At 65.5% G+C, this 14,467-nt stretch carries 11 protein-coding genes, 14 tRNA genes and 1 pseudogene; 21 read left to right on the top strand and 5 right to left on the bottom strand.

The annotated features are described in order from the left end of the window. The first annotated feature begins 25 nt into the window (after window positions 1-25). On the top strand, window positions 26-547 hold the full coding sequence (locus G6N46_RS12545; RefSeq protein WP_064859950.1) for a DUF1697 domain-containing protein: 522 nt from the start codon (window positions 26-28) through the stop codon (window positions 545-547). Between the two features lie 49 nt (window positions 548-596). On the opposite strand, the gene G6N46_RS12550 is transcribed toward G6N46_RS12545, so the two are convergent. Beyond that, window positions 597-1,790 carry an ATP-binding protein gene (locus tag G6N46_RS12550; RefSeq protein WP_064859951.1) on the bottom strand — a complete coding sequence of 398 codons (1,194 nt, stop codon included), beginning with the start codon at window positions 1,788-1,790 and terminating at the stop codon, window positions 597-599. A 232-nt stretch (window positions 1,791-2,022) separates the two neighbouring features. On the opposite strand from G6N46_RS12550, the pseudogene G6N46_RS12555 reads away from it, so the two are divergent. Both G6N46_RS12555 and G6N46_RS12560 read left to right on the top strand, forming a co-directional pair. Beyond that, window positions 2,023-2,855 (top strand): annotated as a pseudogene (locus G6N46_RS12555) (class I SAM-dependent methyltransferase). A 108-nt stretch (window positions 2,856-2,963) separates the two neighbouring features. Further along, window positions 2,964-4,232 (top strand): uracil-xanthine permease family protein, encoded by a 1,269-nt coding sequence (locus tag G6N46_RS12560; RefSeq protein ID WP_138248212.1) that lies wholly within the window; start codon window positions 2,964-2,966, stop codon window positions 4,230-4,232. Here G6N46_RS12560 and G6N46_RS12565 read toward each other — a convergent pair. Together G6N46_RS12565 and G6N46_RS12570 are read right to left on the bottom strand one after the other, a co-directional pair. Further along, complete coding sequence (locus G6N46_RS12565; RefSeq protein WP_138248211.1) at window positions 4,205-7,348, bottom strand: bifunctional cytochrome P450/NADPH--P450 reductase; 3,144 nt, start codon at window positions 7,346-7,348, stop codon at window positions 4,205-4,207. The two genes, G6N46_RS12560 and G6N46_RS12565, sit on opposite strands and share 28 nt — an antisense overlap. Before the next feature lie 34 nt (window positions 7,349-7,382). Next, the gene (locus tag G6N46_RS12570) at window positions 7,383-8,888 is read right to left on the bottom strand and encodes a flavin-containing monooxygenase (RefSeq protein ID WP_138248210.1); all 1,506 of its coding nucleotides are present in this window, start codon (window positions 8,886-8,888) and stop codon (window positions 7,383-7,385) included. Between the two features lie 130 nt (window positions 8,889-9,018). Between G6N46_RS12570 and G6N46_RS12575 the strand changes: the two genes are divergently transcribed. The 17 genes from G6N46_RS12575 to G6N46_RS12655 all read left to right on the top strand — a co-directional run bounded on the left by G6N46_RS12575 (window position 9,019) and on the right by G6N46_RS12655 (window position 12,586). After that, the gene (locus tag G6N46_RS12575) at window positions 9,019-10,215 is read left to right on the top strand and encodes a PucR family transcriptional regulator (RefSeq protein WP_138248209.1); all 1,197 of its coding nucleotides are present in this window, start codon (window positions 9,019-9,021) and stop codon (window positions 10,213-10,215) included. Window positions 10,216-10,274: 59 nt separating this feature from the next. After that, window positions 10,275-10,538: a hypothetical protein gene (locus G6N46_RS12580; protein WP_138248208.1), complete on the top strand. Its 264-nt coding sequence runs from the start codon at window positions 10,275-10,277 to the stop codon at window positions 10,536-10,538. A gap of 181 nt (window positions 10,539-10,719) precedes the next feature. After that, a tRNA-Leu gene (locus G6N46_RS12585) sits at window positions 10,720-10,808 on the top strand. 5 nt (window positions 10,809-10,813) lie between these two features. Next, window positions 10,814-10,887 (top strand) — tRNA-Leu (locus G6N46_RS12590). A gap of 4 nt (window positions 10,888-10,891) precedes the next feature. After that, a tRNA-Lys gene (locus tag G6N46_RS12595) sits at window positions 10,892-10,964 on the top strand. A gap of 3 nt (window positions 10,965-10,967) precedes the next feature. Next, window positions 10,968-11,039 (top strand) — tRNA-Lys (locus tag G6N46_RS12600). 13 nt (window positions 11,040-11,052) lie between these two features. Next, window positions 11,053-11,125 (top strand) — tRNA-Gly (locus G6N46_RS12605). Window positions 11,126-11,129: 4 nt separating this feature from the next. Further along, a tRNA-Trp gene (locus G6N46_RS12610) sits at window positions 11,130-11,205 on the top strand. A 41-nt stretch (window positions 11,206-11,246) separates the two neighbouring features. Further along, on the top strand, window positions 11,247-11,741 hold the full coding sequence (locus G6N46_RS12615) for an HNH endonuclease (protein ID WP_138248207.1): 495 nt from the start codon (window positions 11,247-11,249) through the stop codon (window positions 11,739-11,741). A 58-nt stretch (window positions 11,742-11,799) separates the two neighbouring features. Continuing rightward, a tRNA-Asn gene (locus tag G6N46_RS12620) sits at window positions 11,800-11,872 on the top strand. Between the two features lie 4 nt (window positions 11,873-11,876). Beyond that, window positions 11,877-11,960 (top strand) — tRNA-Tyr (locus G6N46_RS12625). Window positions 11,961-11,964: 4 nt separating this feature from the next. Beyond that, window positions 11,965-12,036 (top strand) — tRNA-Gln (locus G6N46_RS12630). 92 nt (window positions 12,037-12,128) lie between these two features. Next, window positions 12,129-12,206, top strand: a tRNA-His gene (locus tag G6N46_RS12635). Window positions 12,207-12,266: 60 nt separating this feature from the next. After that, window positions 12,267-12,343, top strand: a tRNA-Ile gene (locus G6N46_RS12640). Between the two features lies 1 nt (window position 12,344). Further along, a tRNA-Ser gene (locus tag G6N46_RS12645) sits at window positions 12,345-12,432 on the top strand. A 3-nt stretch (window positions 12,433-12,435) separates the two neighbouring features. Continuing rightward, window positions 12,436-12,507: transfer RNA gene (locus G6N46_RS12650), tRNA-Arg, on the top strand. Between the two features lie 5 nt (window positions 12,508-12,512). Beyond that, a tRNA-Ile gene (locus G6N46_RS12655) sits at window positions 12,513-12,586 on the top strand. A gap of 110 nt (window positions 12,587-12,696) precedes the next feature. Here G6N46_RS12655 and G6N46_RS12660 read toward each other — a convergent pair. Beyond that, on the bottom strand, window positions 12,697-13,059 hold the full coding sequence (locus G6N46_RS12660; RefSeq protein WP_138248206.1) for an Rv1152 family transcriptional regulator: 363 nt from the start codon (window positions 13,057-13,059) through the stop codon (window positions 12,697-12,699). Window positions 13,060-13,120: 61 nt separating this feature from the next. Here G6N46_RS12660 and G6N46_RS12665 point away from each other — a divergent pair, with 61 nt between their 5' ends. After that, a complete protein-coding gene (locus G6N46_RS12665; RefSeq protein WP_064859958.1) occupies window positions 13,121-13,849 on the top strand; it encodes an NAD-dependent deacylase in 729 nt (242 codons plus the stop codon). On the opposite strand, the gene G6N46_RS12670 is transcribed toward G6N46_RS12665, so the two are convergent. Beyond that, window positions 13,836-14,465, bottom strand: a complete 630-nt coding sequence (locus tag G6N46_RS12670; protein WP_064859959.1) for a class I SAM-dependent methyltransferase — start codon at window positions 14,463-14,465, stop codon at window positions 13,836-13,838. The genes G6N46_RS12665 and G6N46_RS12670 overlap by 14 nt on opposite strands. Window positions 14,466-14,467 lie beyond the last annotated feature (2 nt).

Raw genomic sequence — 14,467 nt, forward strand, 5'->3', positions numbered from 1 at the left:
GATTGGGCGTCATGAGGCAGTTCGTATGACGCGCTACGCGGTATTTCTGCGCGGGGTAAATGTCGGCGGGGTCAATCTCAAGATGGCCGACGTCGCGACCACCTTCCGACAGGCCGGCTTCGACGATGTGAAGACGCTGCTGGCCAGTGGCAACGTCGTGCTGTCGAGTGCGGCGAGGGCCGCGACGGTACGCACGAAAGCCGAAGCGGCGCTGCGGGAATCGTTCGGGTACGACGCCTGGGTGCTGGTGTACCCGATGTCGGAACTGAAGACCATCTCGGCGGACTACCCGTTCGAGCGTGAGGTCGAGGGCCACCATTCATACATCACGTTCGTCAGCGACCCCGATGTGCTCGACGAACTCGCCGCGCTCGAACCGGTCGGCGACGAATTGATCAGCCGCGGTCACGGAGTCCTGTACTGGCAGGTGGCCCGCGGCGACACCCTGGGCAGTGCGATCAGCAAAACCATGGGCAAGAAGCGCTACAAGTCGTCCACCACCACCCGCAATCTGCGGACCGTCGAGAAAGTGCTGGCTGCCGCATGAGTTCGGCCGGCCAAGAAATCCGCCGACCGGCAATGAATTCACGAGAAAATCAAGACATTTCCGACAGCTCAGGCATCACGCGCTTCATGTACTGGTCAAAGTGCGGCACCGTGAAGTCCGCGTAACCGTGGTCGGGAGTGTAGAGCAGGCCCATTGCAATAAGTTCCGACCGGAACGGCGCAACTTGCGGCGACTGCTTGCCGAGGATCGCTGCCACATCCTGCGCTTTTTGTTTTCCTGACCCGAGTTCAGCCATCGCTCGCAAGTACTGCTTTTGCCGTTCTGTACACCGATCGAATCTCACCCGAAAGAACGACTCATCAAGTTTCGAGAGATACACCTCTTCAGCCTGCTGGACATCGGTCCGATTTATGGCGGTACCTTCCGCCACGCCCCAGGCCGCGTATCCCAATTCCTGCAGGAAATATGGGTAGCTGCCGGTGATTTCGAGGGCCAGGTCAAGCGCCGTAGGTTGAAACACCACACCCTCGATTCGAGCCGGCCCAGCAAGCGCCTCTCGCGCGTCATCCTCTTCAAGATTGCCGATCGTCGGGAACTTGAATAGGCGCTCTGCGTACGATTTCGCGTCCCCCGCCAACTCCGCCACCTGAGGTAGCCCCGCCCCCACCATCGTGATCGGAAGCTTCCGCTGCACTGTCTTGTGCATCGCCGCAATCACTGCTTCCAGTTGAGATCTGGTAAGGAATTGCACTTCGTCAAACAGAAGAACCAGGCCGCGGCCGGCCGACTGAGCGGCTTCCCCGACAGCCACGAAAAGATCAGTCAAGTCGAGGCTCAGCTCACCGTGATCCGCTTGCCCTTCTGCCGGAGCACCATCGAACCCGAGCTGCAGTGCTCCGGAGGGATCGATAGACAGCGAGAACGACTTCAAAACTGCTGCGGCTGCGGTCGCCCGCTCAGTCCACCTGGCCTTCGGTGACAGTTCGAGCAAAGCCGTGCGAGTCCGAGAAGCGATGGTCCGCCGGAACTCGGTGTCATCGTTTTTCTGAACCTCAAGTTCAAGCACGACCCAATTCGCCTCGAGTGCCTTCTGCCTGAACTGGCCAAGCAGGACGGTCTTACCGACCCCACGAAGCCCCTTAATGATCATCGACTGCTCTGGACGGCCAAGCTTGAGTCGCCCCAGGAGCAAGTCGAAGGAGTCAAGCTGCGGGCTGCGACCGACGAGCGTTGTCGGCTGAGCACCAGCGTTCGGCGTGTACGGGTTGCGTATGGGGTCCAACCAAGACCTGCTCTCTACCGGTTTAGCCGCCGCGGCTAAACCGCCCTAACTTTCCTAACGACCATACACCATGGTTTAGCCAGATTTCCTAAACTTCCAAAACTCCCAAACCTGTAGTTTAGCCATTTTCCCTAAAGTCACTTAAAGTTCATAACCTCAGCCGGTCCGCCACTATGACCAGGCGCAACTGCGGTTCCTCGGAGAGAGTGCCAACTTCGGTAGCTTCGAAACCATGAGTTCACCGCAGAAGATCGACGGCTCCACGCTGACCGGCGTATCGGAGACCGCACTGATGACCCTGCAGGTCCGGGCAAGCGAAGCGCGCCGACCCGACGGCATCATCGAAGATCCGGTCGCGGTCGAGCTGGTGGACCGCATCGACTTCGATTTCGCCAAGTTCGGCTACTCGAGGCGCTCCGACATGGCGATGCGCGCGTTGGCGTTCGACCGCGCCACCCTCGCCTATCTGCGGGACCACCCGGAGGCCACCGTGGTGGCGCTGGCCGAGGGCCTGCAGACCAGTTCTATCGAATCTCGGCCAGCGATGTCGGAACCAGATGCCGTTGGCTGACAGTTGATCTACCGCCGATGATCGAGGTCCGCAGCAAGCTGCTGCCCCCTGCGGACCGGGTTTCGGTGTGTGCACAGTCGGCGTTGGACTACAGCTGGATGGACCAGGTTGACGCCACCAAAGGCGTCTTCATCACGGCCGAAGGCCTGCTGATGTACCTGCAGCCCGAGGAGTCCTTGGGACTGATCGCCGAGTGCGCCAAGCGGTTTCCGGGCGGACGCATGATGTTCGATTCGCCGCCCGCGCTGTTCGCCCGGCTGGTCGGGCGCGGAATGCGGACGTCCTTGCGCTACCGGGTGCCTCCCATGCCGTTCACCCTGTCGGCAAGCCAGGCCGCGCGACTGGTCGACACCATTCCGGGAATTCGCCAGGTCCACGACGTCGAGTCCCCCGCAACCCGCAGTCGGGTACTCAACGCCATCATGCGAACGGCACAACGGTTTTCGCTGTTCGACCCGGTGCGCCCGGCGATGACGCTGCTCGAATTCGGCTAACCTTCCGCCGAAACGGCATTCCAGCAGGCCCCTTCTCGGACTTTCTCTGCTGGAATGCGGTTTCGGCGACGACCAGCGAACGTGATCGCCATCCGGCAATATGACCGGATGATTCCGCTCTCCTGGACGCCGGTCGGGCCGGACGCCGCTGTGGTCGGCCCCGACGAACGCCTCAGCTGGCCGCGCACCATCGGCATCGGCGCCCAGCATGTGGTGGCGATGTTCGGCGCGACGTTCCTGGTGCCGGTGCTGACCGGCTTCCCGCCGGCCACCACGCTGTTGTTCTCCGGCATCGGCACCATCGCGTTCCTGCTGATCACCGGAAACCGGCTGCCGAGCTATCTCGGGTCGAGCTTCTCGGTGATCGCGCCGGTCACCGCCGCGGTCGCCGCGCACGGAACCGGTAGCGCGCTGGGCGGTTTGATCGCCGTGGGCCTGCTACTGATCCTGGTCGGCGGCGTGGTGCATCTGGTCGGCACGCACTGGCTCGATGTGACGCTGCCGCCGGTGGTCACCGGTGCGATCGTCGCGCTGATCGGGTTCAACCTGGCCCCGGCGGCGAAGCACAACTTCGAGAAGGGGCCGGTGGTCGGGCTCGTGACACTGGTGCTCCTGGTCGCGACGCTGGCGTTCTTCCGCGGCATCGTCGGCCGGCTGGCCATCTTCCTGGCCGTGGTCATCGGCTACCTGCTGGCGCTGGCGCTCGGCGATGTCGACACCGCGGCCATCGCCGCCGCCCCGTGGATCGGGCTGCCCGAGTTTCACGGCCCGTCGTTCAGCCTGGCCGTCCTGCCGATGTTCCTGCCGGCGGTGATCGCGCTGATCGCCGAGAACATCGGACACGTGAAATCGGTGGGCCAGATGACCGGTAAAGACCTGGACCCACTGATGGGCCGGGCGCTGGCGGCCGACGGAGTGGCCACCGTGCTGGCCGGTGCGGGCGGCGGCTCGGCCACCACCACCTACGCCGAGAACATCGGGGTGATGGCGGCGACGCGCATCTATTCGACCGCCGCGTACTGGGTGGCCGCTGCCGTGGCCGTCGCACTGTCGTTGTGTCCCAAGGTCGGTGCGGCCATCTCGGCCATTCCGCCCGGCGTGCTGGGCGGGGCGACGATCGTGCTCTACGGGCTGGTCGGCATCCTCGGGGTGCGGATCTGGCTGACCAACCACGTGGATTTCTCGCAGCCGATCAACCAGATGACCGCCGCCATCCCGCTGATCATCGGTATCGCCGACTTCACCTGGCAGGCCGGCCCGCTGACCTTCACCGGCATCGCGCTCGGTTCCGTTGCGGCGCTGGTGATCTACCACGGCATGCGGGGGCTCACCGCCGTCCGCGGGACCCGTCAGCCGGCCCAGACGTCCTCGACGTAGCGGTCGGTGCTGACGAGTTCGGCCAGCCAGGCGCGGGCGGCGTCGTCGTCGGCGCCCGTCCGGCTGCGATAGATGTCCTGGAACGCGGCCCGCACGGCCGGCGCCATCCGGGCACCGTCGCCGCACACATAGACGTGGGTGTCGTTGTCCGGATTGCCGAGCATGTCCCAGACCTCGTCGGCGTCCGCGGCGATCCGGTCCTGCACGTACTTGACCTCGTCACCGGCGCGGGAGAACGCCGGTCGCATCCGCACAATGCCCAAACGTTCGGCGTCCTCGGCCTCGTCTCGGAACAGGTAGTCCACGTCGGGATGACGCACACCGAAGAAGCACAGCGCGGCAGTGAACGGCTCCCCCGCCTCCAGTGCGCCCAGCCGGTCTCCGATGAATCCACGGAACGGAGCGACGCCCGTCCCGGCGCTGACCAGGATGACGTTGCGGGTCGGATCGGCGCCGGCGCGGAAGGCCTGCCGAGCCGGGTCCACCCGCATCCGAATCTGCTGTCCCGGAACAGCATCCGCGAGGTAGCTGGACGAGACGCCACGGAACACACCGGAACCTGACCGGGCCGGGCCTTCCAACACCCCGACCACCAGCTCGACTTCCCGGACCCGGCGGCGGGACGACGTGGCGATCGAATAATGGCGCGGGGACATCGGTTCGAAGAGTTCCAGCAACTCTTCGCGGCTCAGCTTGGTGGCGGGGAACTCCGCCAGACAATCGGTGATGCTCAGGGCACGGGCCTCGGGATCGTCGGCCAGCGCAGTCAGCGCCGCACGTTCCGGTGGGCACGGGTTCGCGGCGGCGAGCCGCAGCAGCTGGCTACGGCTCGCCGGCTTGCGGAGTTCCAGGAAGTGCGTAAGCAATTCGCGCACAGTGACTTCCCGGTCGATCGGGATGGCCCGCCGCGTGCTGCGCCGCGGATTGATCGAGATGCGGCGATCGAGGCGCAAATCCAGCAATTCACCGACCTCGTCCACCAGGACGGAGCTGTTGTCCGGTAACACCGTGAGGTGGTCGCCGGTCTGATAGTCGACACCGTCGGGCAGCGCGATGCGGATCAACCGCTTGTCCTGTCCGAACTCGGAGCCGGTGTCCACCAGCGGAATGTTGTCGAGCACCGTCGCCGGTTGCACGTGATGGCGGGCGTCGATCGCGGCGGTGACCGGTCCGTCGATGGCGCGTAGGTCATAGAGTGGCTCGTCGGCCACGGGTTCATCCGCGACGATGGCGCCGAACACACCGCCGAGCGCATTCCACAGTGCCACCGAGAAATCCTCGACCACACCGGCGAAGTCGCCCGAGGTGTCGGCTTCGGCCATCGGAAGTAGTTGCGTGGCACCGAGTTCCGCGAGCCGGGCGTCGATGCGCCGCGGTATCGCCATGTACGTCTCGGCCCAGTTGCGGTCGCCGACACCGAGAACTGCGTATGGCACCGCCGGCGCCGTGGCGTCCGATCCGTCCAGCCATTCCACAAAGGCGCGGGCATCGTCGGTCGGCATGCCGTTGTACGACGCCGCGACGACCACCACCGCGCCATCCTCCGGCAGTGCGCCGGTCACGGAATCCAGTGCGGCGACGGTCGTTTCGTAGCCGAGGTCGACGGCTTCATCCCCCAGCTGCTGTGCCAGCGACCGACAGTTGCCGAGGTTCGACCCATGCAGCACAAGCAGTTTCGTACCGGCCGGGACCGCCGCGCGGGACTGCGTCACCGGGGCGGCCGCGACGGCCGCGTCAACCTGCCTGCGCTCCTCCGGGGTGCGGCGAATGAGTTCGACGTAGAAGCCCTCCGGCTTGCGCAGCACGTCACTGTGGGTACGCAACGTGTAGTGCTCGACGTCGACGAACCGGTAGCGGTGCACCAGGGTCGCGATCGCCATGGTTGCTTCGTGGAGCGCGAACTGCCGGCCGATGCAGGACCGCGCTCCGGTGCCGAACGGCTTGAACAGGTTGACCGGTCGCTGTGCGGCCCGGTCGGCGCCGAACCGGTCCGGATCGAAGATCTCGACGTTGTCGCCCCACTCCGGTTGCCGGTGCAGCGACGACGTCAGTACCGTCACGGCTTCACCCCGCCGCACCGGGTACTGGCCGCCGATGACGGTGTCCGCCAGGGCCATTCGATCGAACTCCCGCACCGGCGGGGACAGCCTTAGCGCCTCATCGATGATCTGGCGGATGTAGGTGAGCTTGCCGATCTCGTCGAATGCCGGCACGTGGTCGTCGTCGGGGCCGAACACCGCGTCCGCCTCGGCCTGCGCCCGGTGCAGCACTGCCGGGTTCTTGACGATGCTGTACAGCGCCGTCGGCATCAGTATCGACGTCGTGTCCTGGCCGGCGACCAGGAAGGTGGCGATCTGGTTCCGGATGCTGTCGTCGTCCAGGATCGGGTTGCCGTCGGGACCGGGCTGCAGCATCAGGGCCAGGAGATCGTCGAGGTCCACGTCGCCCGCACGGTGCTGAGCGATCAGGTCCACGATGAAGCTGAACAACTTCCCGCGCTCGGTCTCGAAGACCGTCTGGTCGGCGTTGGCTCCGAGCAGCACCTGGTTCAGGGTGGCCGCGAAACTCGCTGGGATATCGGCAAGTCCGTCGTGCTGGTAGGAATCGAACCGGGCCCCGAACCCAGCCAGGCCGACGGTGTCCATGGCCAGCTTCGCCAGATCACCGGCCACATCCACCGTTCGAGTCCCCACGGCGGCATCCCACTGCGCGATCAGTTGCCGGTTGATGTCGAGCATCGCGGGGTGATAGCTGCGCAGCCCGCTGAAGCTGAAGCCGGGAATCAGGACGTCGTGCGCTTCCTGCCAGCCCTCCTCGCCGGGGTACGCGGTGAAGAGCCCGTTGCCGACCACCGGACGGAACCTGGCCAACCGGCCCGTCAGCGCTTTGCTGAACCGGCTCTCATCGCACAGTTCGTCGACCAGTGCCAGCGAGCACGCATAGAGGCGGCGGCCCGGCCCGAGGTCCGCGTAGAACATTGGGCCGTACTGCTCGGTGAGCAAGTCCAGCGGCAACGAATAAGGCCGTCCGGGCACTGGCCCGGACGGCAACTCGACGCCGACAGCTGAAGGGACACCAGGAATCTCGGGCGGCACAGCTGGCGAGAAGCTCTCCATTCACGCCAGCGTAAACGGCCGCCCTGAGAGCAGATCAAGAAACCGGCGCGAACTCCTGGACTTCTGCGCGACGGGCGGCGGCGAACCGCAAGTTCGGGTCTGCCACCGCGCCGTGCCGCAGCACCTCCCGGTCGAAGTTGTAGTTCATCGACATCACCCAGGGTCCTTGCGCGCCCTGCCGCGGCAGCGTGTCCGCCACGCGCTGCACGTATCCCGCCGCGAAGTCCAGCAGGGGCTTGGTCGCCATGCCCGCATCGTCGAACTCCGGCCGAACGCTGTCGAATCCGCGTTCGTCCATGTGGCTCAGCAGTCGGCAGAAGTGCTCGCACAGCAGGCCGACCTTGAGTGTCCACGACGAGTTGGTGTAGCCGAACGCGAAGGCGAAGTTCGGCACGCCCGAGAGCATGATGCCCTTGTAGGCGACGGTTTCCGAGAGGTTCACCGCCTGACCATCGACGGTCAGCGTCATCCCGCCGAACAGCTGGACGTTCAAACCTGTTGCGGTGACGATGATGTCGGCATCCAGGTGCTGCCCGGACTCCAGTTCGATGCCGGTCTCGGTGAAGGTCGCGATGCGGTCGGTGACCACTGTGGCCTTGCCGCTGCCGATCGCCTTGAACAGGTCGGCGTCGGGCACCGTGCACAGGCGCTGGTCCCACGGCTTGTAGTCGGGGCTGAAGTGGGTGTCGACGGGATAGCCCGCGGGCAGCTCGCGGGCGTTGGTCCAGCGGATCAACCGCCGAGCGACGGCCGGGTACTTCTGGCAGAAGGTGTAGACCGCGCGCTGCCGGATGACGTTCTTGCGCCGGGCCAGCGCGTAGCCGCGGTCGGCGCCGAGCACGCGACCGGCCACGTTGGCGAACGCGTCTTTGGACGGCACCGGAAGGATGTACGTCGGCGACCGCTGCAGCATGGTGACGTGCGCGGCCTTGGCCGCCATCGACGGCACCAGCGTCACCGCGGTCGCCCCGCTGCCGATGATGACGACCTTCTTGCCGGTGTAGTCGAGGTTCTCGGGCCAGTGCTGCGGGTGCACGACCTGGCCGGCGAAGCGGTCGCGGCCCGGAAACTGCGGGGTGAAGCCCTGGTCGTAGCGGTAGTAGCCGCCGGCACAGAAGAGCCAGTTGGCGGAGATTTGCACCAGTTCGTCGGTGTCGGTGCGCTCGACGTCGACGAGCCACCGCGCGGTGCCGCTGTCCCACGCGGCACCCAGCACCTTGTGGTGGAACCGGATGTTGCGGTCGATGTTGTTCTCGCGGACCGTCTCTCGCAGATACGCGAGGATTTTGTCGGCGGAGGCGATGGCATCCTCGTCGCGCCACGGCTTGAACTCGTAACCGAAGGTGTGCAGGTCGGAGTCGGAGCGAATGCCGGGGTACCGGAACAGATCCCAGGTTCCGCCGGTCGCGCCGCGGGATTCCAGGATCGCGTACGACCGGCCGGGATGTTCCTGCTGCAGGTAGTAGGCGGCACCGATGCCGGAGATTCCGGCGCCGACGATCAGGACGTCGACCTGGGTGGTGTTGGCGGTGTGCTCCATTGCAGACTCCCTGTTGGCGGTGGTGGGCGTGGCAACAATGTTGGCGCCTGCCGGTCGCCGACTGAAGGTCAAAACATCTTAGATTTCCCGATCACTGGTGCACTATGCACCAGTCCGCTAGCCTGGCAGGATGGGCACAACAGGGCCGTCACCGCAGGTACGCGACCTGATTCGGCAGTGCGCGCAGGTGGTCGTCAACGCCCCCGCGGAATGGCTCGAGGAACTCGACCGGGCAGTTCTGGGCGCCAATCCGGCCATCGCCTCCGATCCTGAGCTGGCGGCGGCCGTCAGCCGGAGCAACCGCTCGAACTTGTTGTTCTGGGGTGCGGCCAACGTGCGCGAGCCCGGCGCGCCGGTTCCGCCCAACGCGGGCGCCGAGCCGATGAGCGTCGCCCGGGAAATGGTCCGGCGCGGCGTCGACTCGTACACCTTGGATGCCTACCGAGTCGGCGAAGGCGTGGCATGGCGACGCCTGATGGATATCGCCTTCGAAATGACCTCCGATCCCGCCGACCTACACGCGATGCTCGACGTCTGTTCACAGTCGATCAGCGACTTCATCGAGGCCACCCTGGCGGCCATCGCCACCCAGATCGAACTCGAGCGCGACGAGCTCACCCGCGGCAGCCACGCCGAGCGGCGCGCGACGGTCGCACTGCTCCTGGAAGGCGCTCCCATCCCCCGCCAGCGCGCGGAAAGCCGTCTGGCTTACGGACTCGGCGGCAGCCACACCGCGGCCGTCATCTGGACCGACGATCCGGGCAGCGACCTGTCTCAATTGGACCGTGCCGCCGAGGCTTTCGGACAAGCCGCGGGTGGCCGACCACTCAGCGTGCTGGCCAGTTCCGCCACCCGATGGGTGTGGGCACCCGGCCCTGTCGATGTCGACACACTGACACATGCCGCCGGACGCGAGGTGCGGGTCGCGATCGGGTCGACGGGAGCCGGGGTCGACGGGTTCCGGCGCAGCCACTTCGATGCCCTCACCACGCAACACATGATGGCGCGGTTGCACTCGCCGCAGCAGGTCGCCGAGTTCACCGACATCGAGATGGTTTCGCTACTGACCACCAACGCCGATCGCGCCGCGGTGTTCGTCAAGCGGGTGCTGGGTGACCTCGAATCAGCGAGCCCCGAATTGCATTCGGCGGTGCGAATGTTCGTCCGCGAGCAATGCAATGTGTCCCGGGCCGCCGGCAGACTGTTCACCCACCGCAACACCTTGTTGCGCAGGCTTGCCCGCGCTGACGAATTGCTGCCCCGCCCGTTGGCCGACAACAGCGTCGAGGTAGGCGTCGCACTCGACGTGTTGCACTGGCGCGGTTGAGGTTTCAGCGCCGGAAATATCCACTCGGCAATGCCACGCGACGCTGCTACCGTTGATTCGTGACTTTCCGGTACGACGACCAGCTCGCCGAGGTGTCTTCGACACCGACGGCGGCTTTGTCGTACGCAGACACCGCCGGCTCCATAGCCCGGCACGAATCGAGTGAGCAGAGCAGCGTTTTCTGGCAGCCCATGCGCTTCGCGTCGTACCGCCGTACTTCCGCCGCGCATGCCGGCGTGCGCGGCGGCCGCAAGCTCGGGCCAGAAGACAACTCTCACAAATTCCACAATCTCGCAGTTTTCCCTGGCAGGAACGTCGCCTGACGTCCCCGTAGTTCTGTGTGCCCAATTGCGTTGCACGGGAATTGAATACAGGAAAATACCCACTGGACAGCACCGGCCTTCGGTGCGCATCATTGAGCTACCCGGATCGATCCGGACAGCCAGCGCAGGCCGAATCAGCTTGCTCTGCAAGAACTTTGAGAACTCAATAGTGTTGGCATTCGCGCTCGTGGCGAAATCTCGGTAGACGCGCCCGGCTCAAACCCGGGTGCCGGTAGCCCCGGCGTGCAGGTTCAAGTCCTGCCGAGCGCACGCATGCCCCGCTGGCCCAACTGGAAGAGGCACTGGATTTAGGTTCCAGGTGTTGGGGGTTCGACTCCCTCGCGGGGCACAACGGGCCGCTGGTGAAATCGCCTATCACTCTTGGCTTTTACCCATGAATTCCGGGTTCGAGCCCCGGGCGACCCACATGCGCCGTTAGCTGAGTTGGGATAGCACCAGACTCTTAATCTGGAGACGGGGGATCGAAACCCTCACGGCGTACGTTGCTTTTCCCGCCGGTGCGGTGTAACTGGTTTGCACGTCAGTCTTCCAAACTGAAAGGGCGAGTTCGAGTCTCGTCACCGGTTCGATGCGGATGTGGCTCAATCGGTAGGGCATCGGTCTCCAAAGCCGCAGGTTGCAGGTTCGAGTCCTGCCATCCGCGCCAACCACTTGCCCGCAAGATCAATCAGAAAGGAGGCACGCGGCATGAGGCATTTCCGACAACGCAAGGCCAGTCACCGGGCCGTGGCGGTGTACAACGCCGACTACCGCGTGCTGACCCACGTGACCTGGCAGGAGGCGGTTCGGCTGCTGCTGCGGGGTTCGGTCCATGTGATCGAACGCCACAGCCCGGCCGTGCACATACACAGCCCCTCGACCGTGATCGAGCTGCCCGCATCCGTCGCGCTACATCAGTACGTCCACGTGCCGTACCGGCCGCACAACCGGGTCACGCGTGACGGCGTCCTGGCTCGCGACGGCTACACCTGCGGCTATTGCGGTGGCCATGGCGACACGGTGGATCACATCGAGCCGGTGTCGCGAGGCGGGCAAGACTCCTGGCTGAACCTCATTGCGGCGTGCGCGCCGTGCAACGGTCGCAAGAGTGACCGCACGCCGGAGGAAGCCGGGATGCGGTTGCTCTGGGAGCCCTACGAACCCCGCGATCGGGATCGCTACCGGGTCCCCGAGTTGGTTTGAAACCCGTCGGGCGGGGCGGGAGGTCCATCACCTCTCGCCCCGCCACGACGAAACATGTTGCCCCGTAGCTCAACTGGCAGAGCAGCTCCCTGTTACGGAGTAGGTTGCAGGTTCGACTCCTGCCGGGGTAGCAACGCGTGCGCGGCGACGCGGGAGTGTCGCACCTGGCTGTAAACCAGAGGCCTTCAGGCACAGGGGGTTCGAATCCCTCCGCACGCACCGATGACCCGTGGTGTAACCGGTAGCACTGCTGATTTTGGTTCAGCCGGTTCAGGTTCGAATCCTGGCGGGTCAGCTTCAGGAAGACAGCGCGCCGTGGTGGCACATCCCGTTTCGAAAACGGGCGCGGGGTGAAAGCCCTGGGGTTCGACTCCTCTGTCTTCCGCTGTGTGCGATGCCGAAGCGGTCGAGGCCCCAGGTTGTGATCCGCAGGCTTTGCGGGTTCGAGTCCCGTCGCACACCCCAACGTCGACAACGCCGCGGATTGCAGTCACCCACTGACTGCAATCCGCGGCACTAACCCAATGTCCGGTAGCTCATCTGGTGAGAGCGCCGCTCTGATACGGCGGAGGCAGGTGGTTCATGCCCATCCCGGACAACCACGGAGGCGTGGCAGAACGGTAATGCAGCGGCTTGCTAAGCCGTGGCCGCTGTCCAGCGGTTGTGGGTTCGACTCCCGCCGCCTCCGCCAAATGCCCCTGTAGCTCAACGGAAGAGCACCTGCTTTCGACGCAGATGGCTGGGAGTTCGAATCTCTCCAGGGGCGCGCATGCGCAGGTAGCTCAGTTGGTCAGAGCGCCGTCCTTATAAGACGGATGCCGCGGGTTCAATCCCCGTCCTGCGCACCCATGGGAAGCCCAGCAGCAATCTGGACCTGACGCGCGAGCGTGCACACAGCTCGTCGGATCCGCGAAATCGGCACTCCACACGCACACTCGCGAAGACCGCCCCCGCCCTACTCGAACGCCGCGTCCAGATACCGCAGCGCGTCGGCTTTCAGCACGCCCAACGCCCGGGCGGTGTCGGCGAACGCATTGGCCGCGTCCACCATCGCTGCGGCAGCCGGATCCGCAGCCGCGACGAAAGTTCCTGATCTCCCGCGGGTTTCGAGGACCCCGGCGGTCTCGAGTTCACGGTAGGCGCGGGCGACGGTGTTGGCCGCCATTCCCAGCGTGCCGGCCAGCTCGCGCACGGTGGGCAGTCGGGTGCCGGCGGACAGACGCCCAGCACGAATGGCTTCGATGATCTGCAGCCGCAACTGGTCGAACAACGGCCCCGCGTGCGGATCGAGGCGCACCCACTCACCGAAATCGGTCACCAGCCGAGTATGACCGATGACGAGGTGGCCCAGATCACCCAGAACCCGATAACGTGGTCCAATGCGGGTGACGGTGTTCAGCGGTGCGGGAATGTCCGCCGACAGTGGCGTGCCGACCTTCCGGGATGCCGAGACCGGCCTGTGGGCCAACACCGACCCCTACGAAATTTCCAGCTCGGACGCCTGGCGCCGCCACCCCGAGCGAGTGTTCGCCTGGTATCTGTGGCGCCATCACATGATGGGCAATGTATCCCCGAATGACGGGCACCGCGCGGTCGCCGCGTGGCAGGACTACACCGAGGTCGACATCGTCACCCAGAACATCGACAACCTGCATGAGCGGGCCGGCAGCACACGGGTCCATCATCTGCACGGCAGCCTGTTCCACTTCCACTGCGACAGTTGCAAAGCCGAATTCGAAGGTACGTTGCCGCCGATGCCGGAGCCCGAGATCGCCATCGAACCGCCGGAGTGCTACTGCGGCGGCTTGGTGCGGCCCAATGTGGTCTGGTTCGGCGAGAACCTGCCCTCCGACGCGTGGAACAACTCCGTCGCCGCGGTCAGCGCGGCCGACCTGGTCATCACCGTCGGTACGTCGTCGGTGGTGTACCCGGCGGCGTCATTGCCGGAAGCCGCGGTGCAGCAGGGCATTCCGGTCATCGAGGTGAACCCGAAGCCGACCCCGTTCTCGGATCAGGCCACGGTATCCCTGCGCGAAACCGCGGCCACCGCGCTGCCGACGCTGTTGCAGCGGTTGCCCGAACTGCTGCCGACGATCAAGCAGGCCTGACGGCGCGGCCCAGCGCCACCTCGGCCAGCGGCACCCAGCCCGGCAGCATCAGCACGCGCCGGGCATCCGAAACCTCGAAACCCGCACCGACGATGCTCTGCTCGGTTTCCCGGTGTGCGTGACAGTTGCCGGAAATCTTGGGCCAGAACGTCGAATCCAGGAAGCGCTGCACCCGGCCCCGCACCCCGCCGCTGGCGACGTGCTCGAAGTAGCGCAGCTCACCACCGGGCTCGAGCCGTGAATACACCTGCCGCAGCACACTTTCCGGCTGGTCGACCGAGCACAGCACCAGGGAGCACACCACGGCGTCGAAAAGATCGGCGCCGTCGAAGTTCTCGACGGTCTCGGTGCGGACCGTCACCGGCACCGGCGCGGTCAGTGCCGCCTTCCGGGCCAGCGGCGCCAGCCGGACCTCCGGCTCGACGGCCACCACCTCGGTCACGGTGTCCGGATAGAACGCGAAGTTGGTTCCGGTTCCGGCACCGATCTCCAGCACCCGGCCGCGGAGCCCGGCCAGATTCTCCTGCCGCAGCCTGGTCATGAACTTGCGCTCGCGCGACGACATCGCGATCCACATGCGAGCGAAGAACGGGTTGTCCACCGAAGTGTCGGTCATCG

Source organism: Mycolicibacterium phocaicum, assembly GCF_010731115.1.
GTDB classification, from domain to species: domain Bacteria; phylum Actinomycetota; class Actinomycetes; order Mycobacteriales; family Mycobacteriaceae; genus Mycobacterium; species Mycobacterium phocaicum.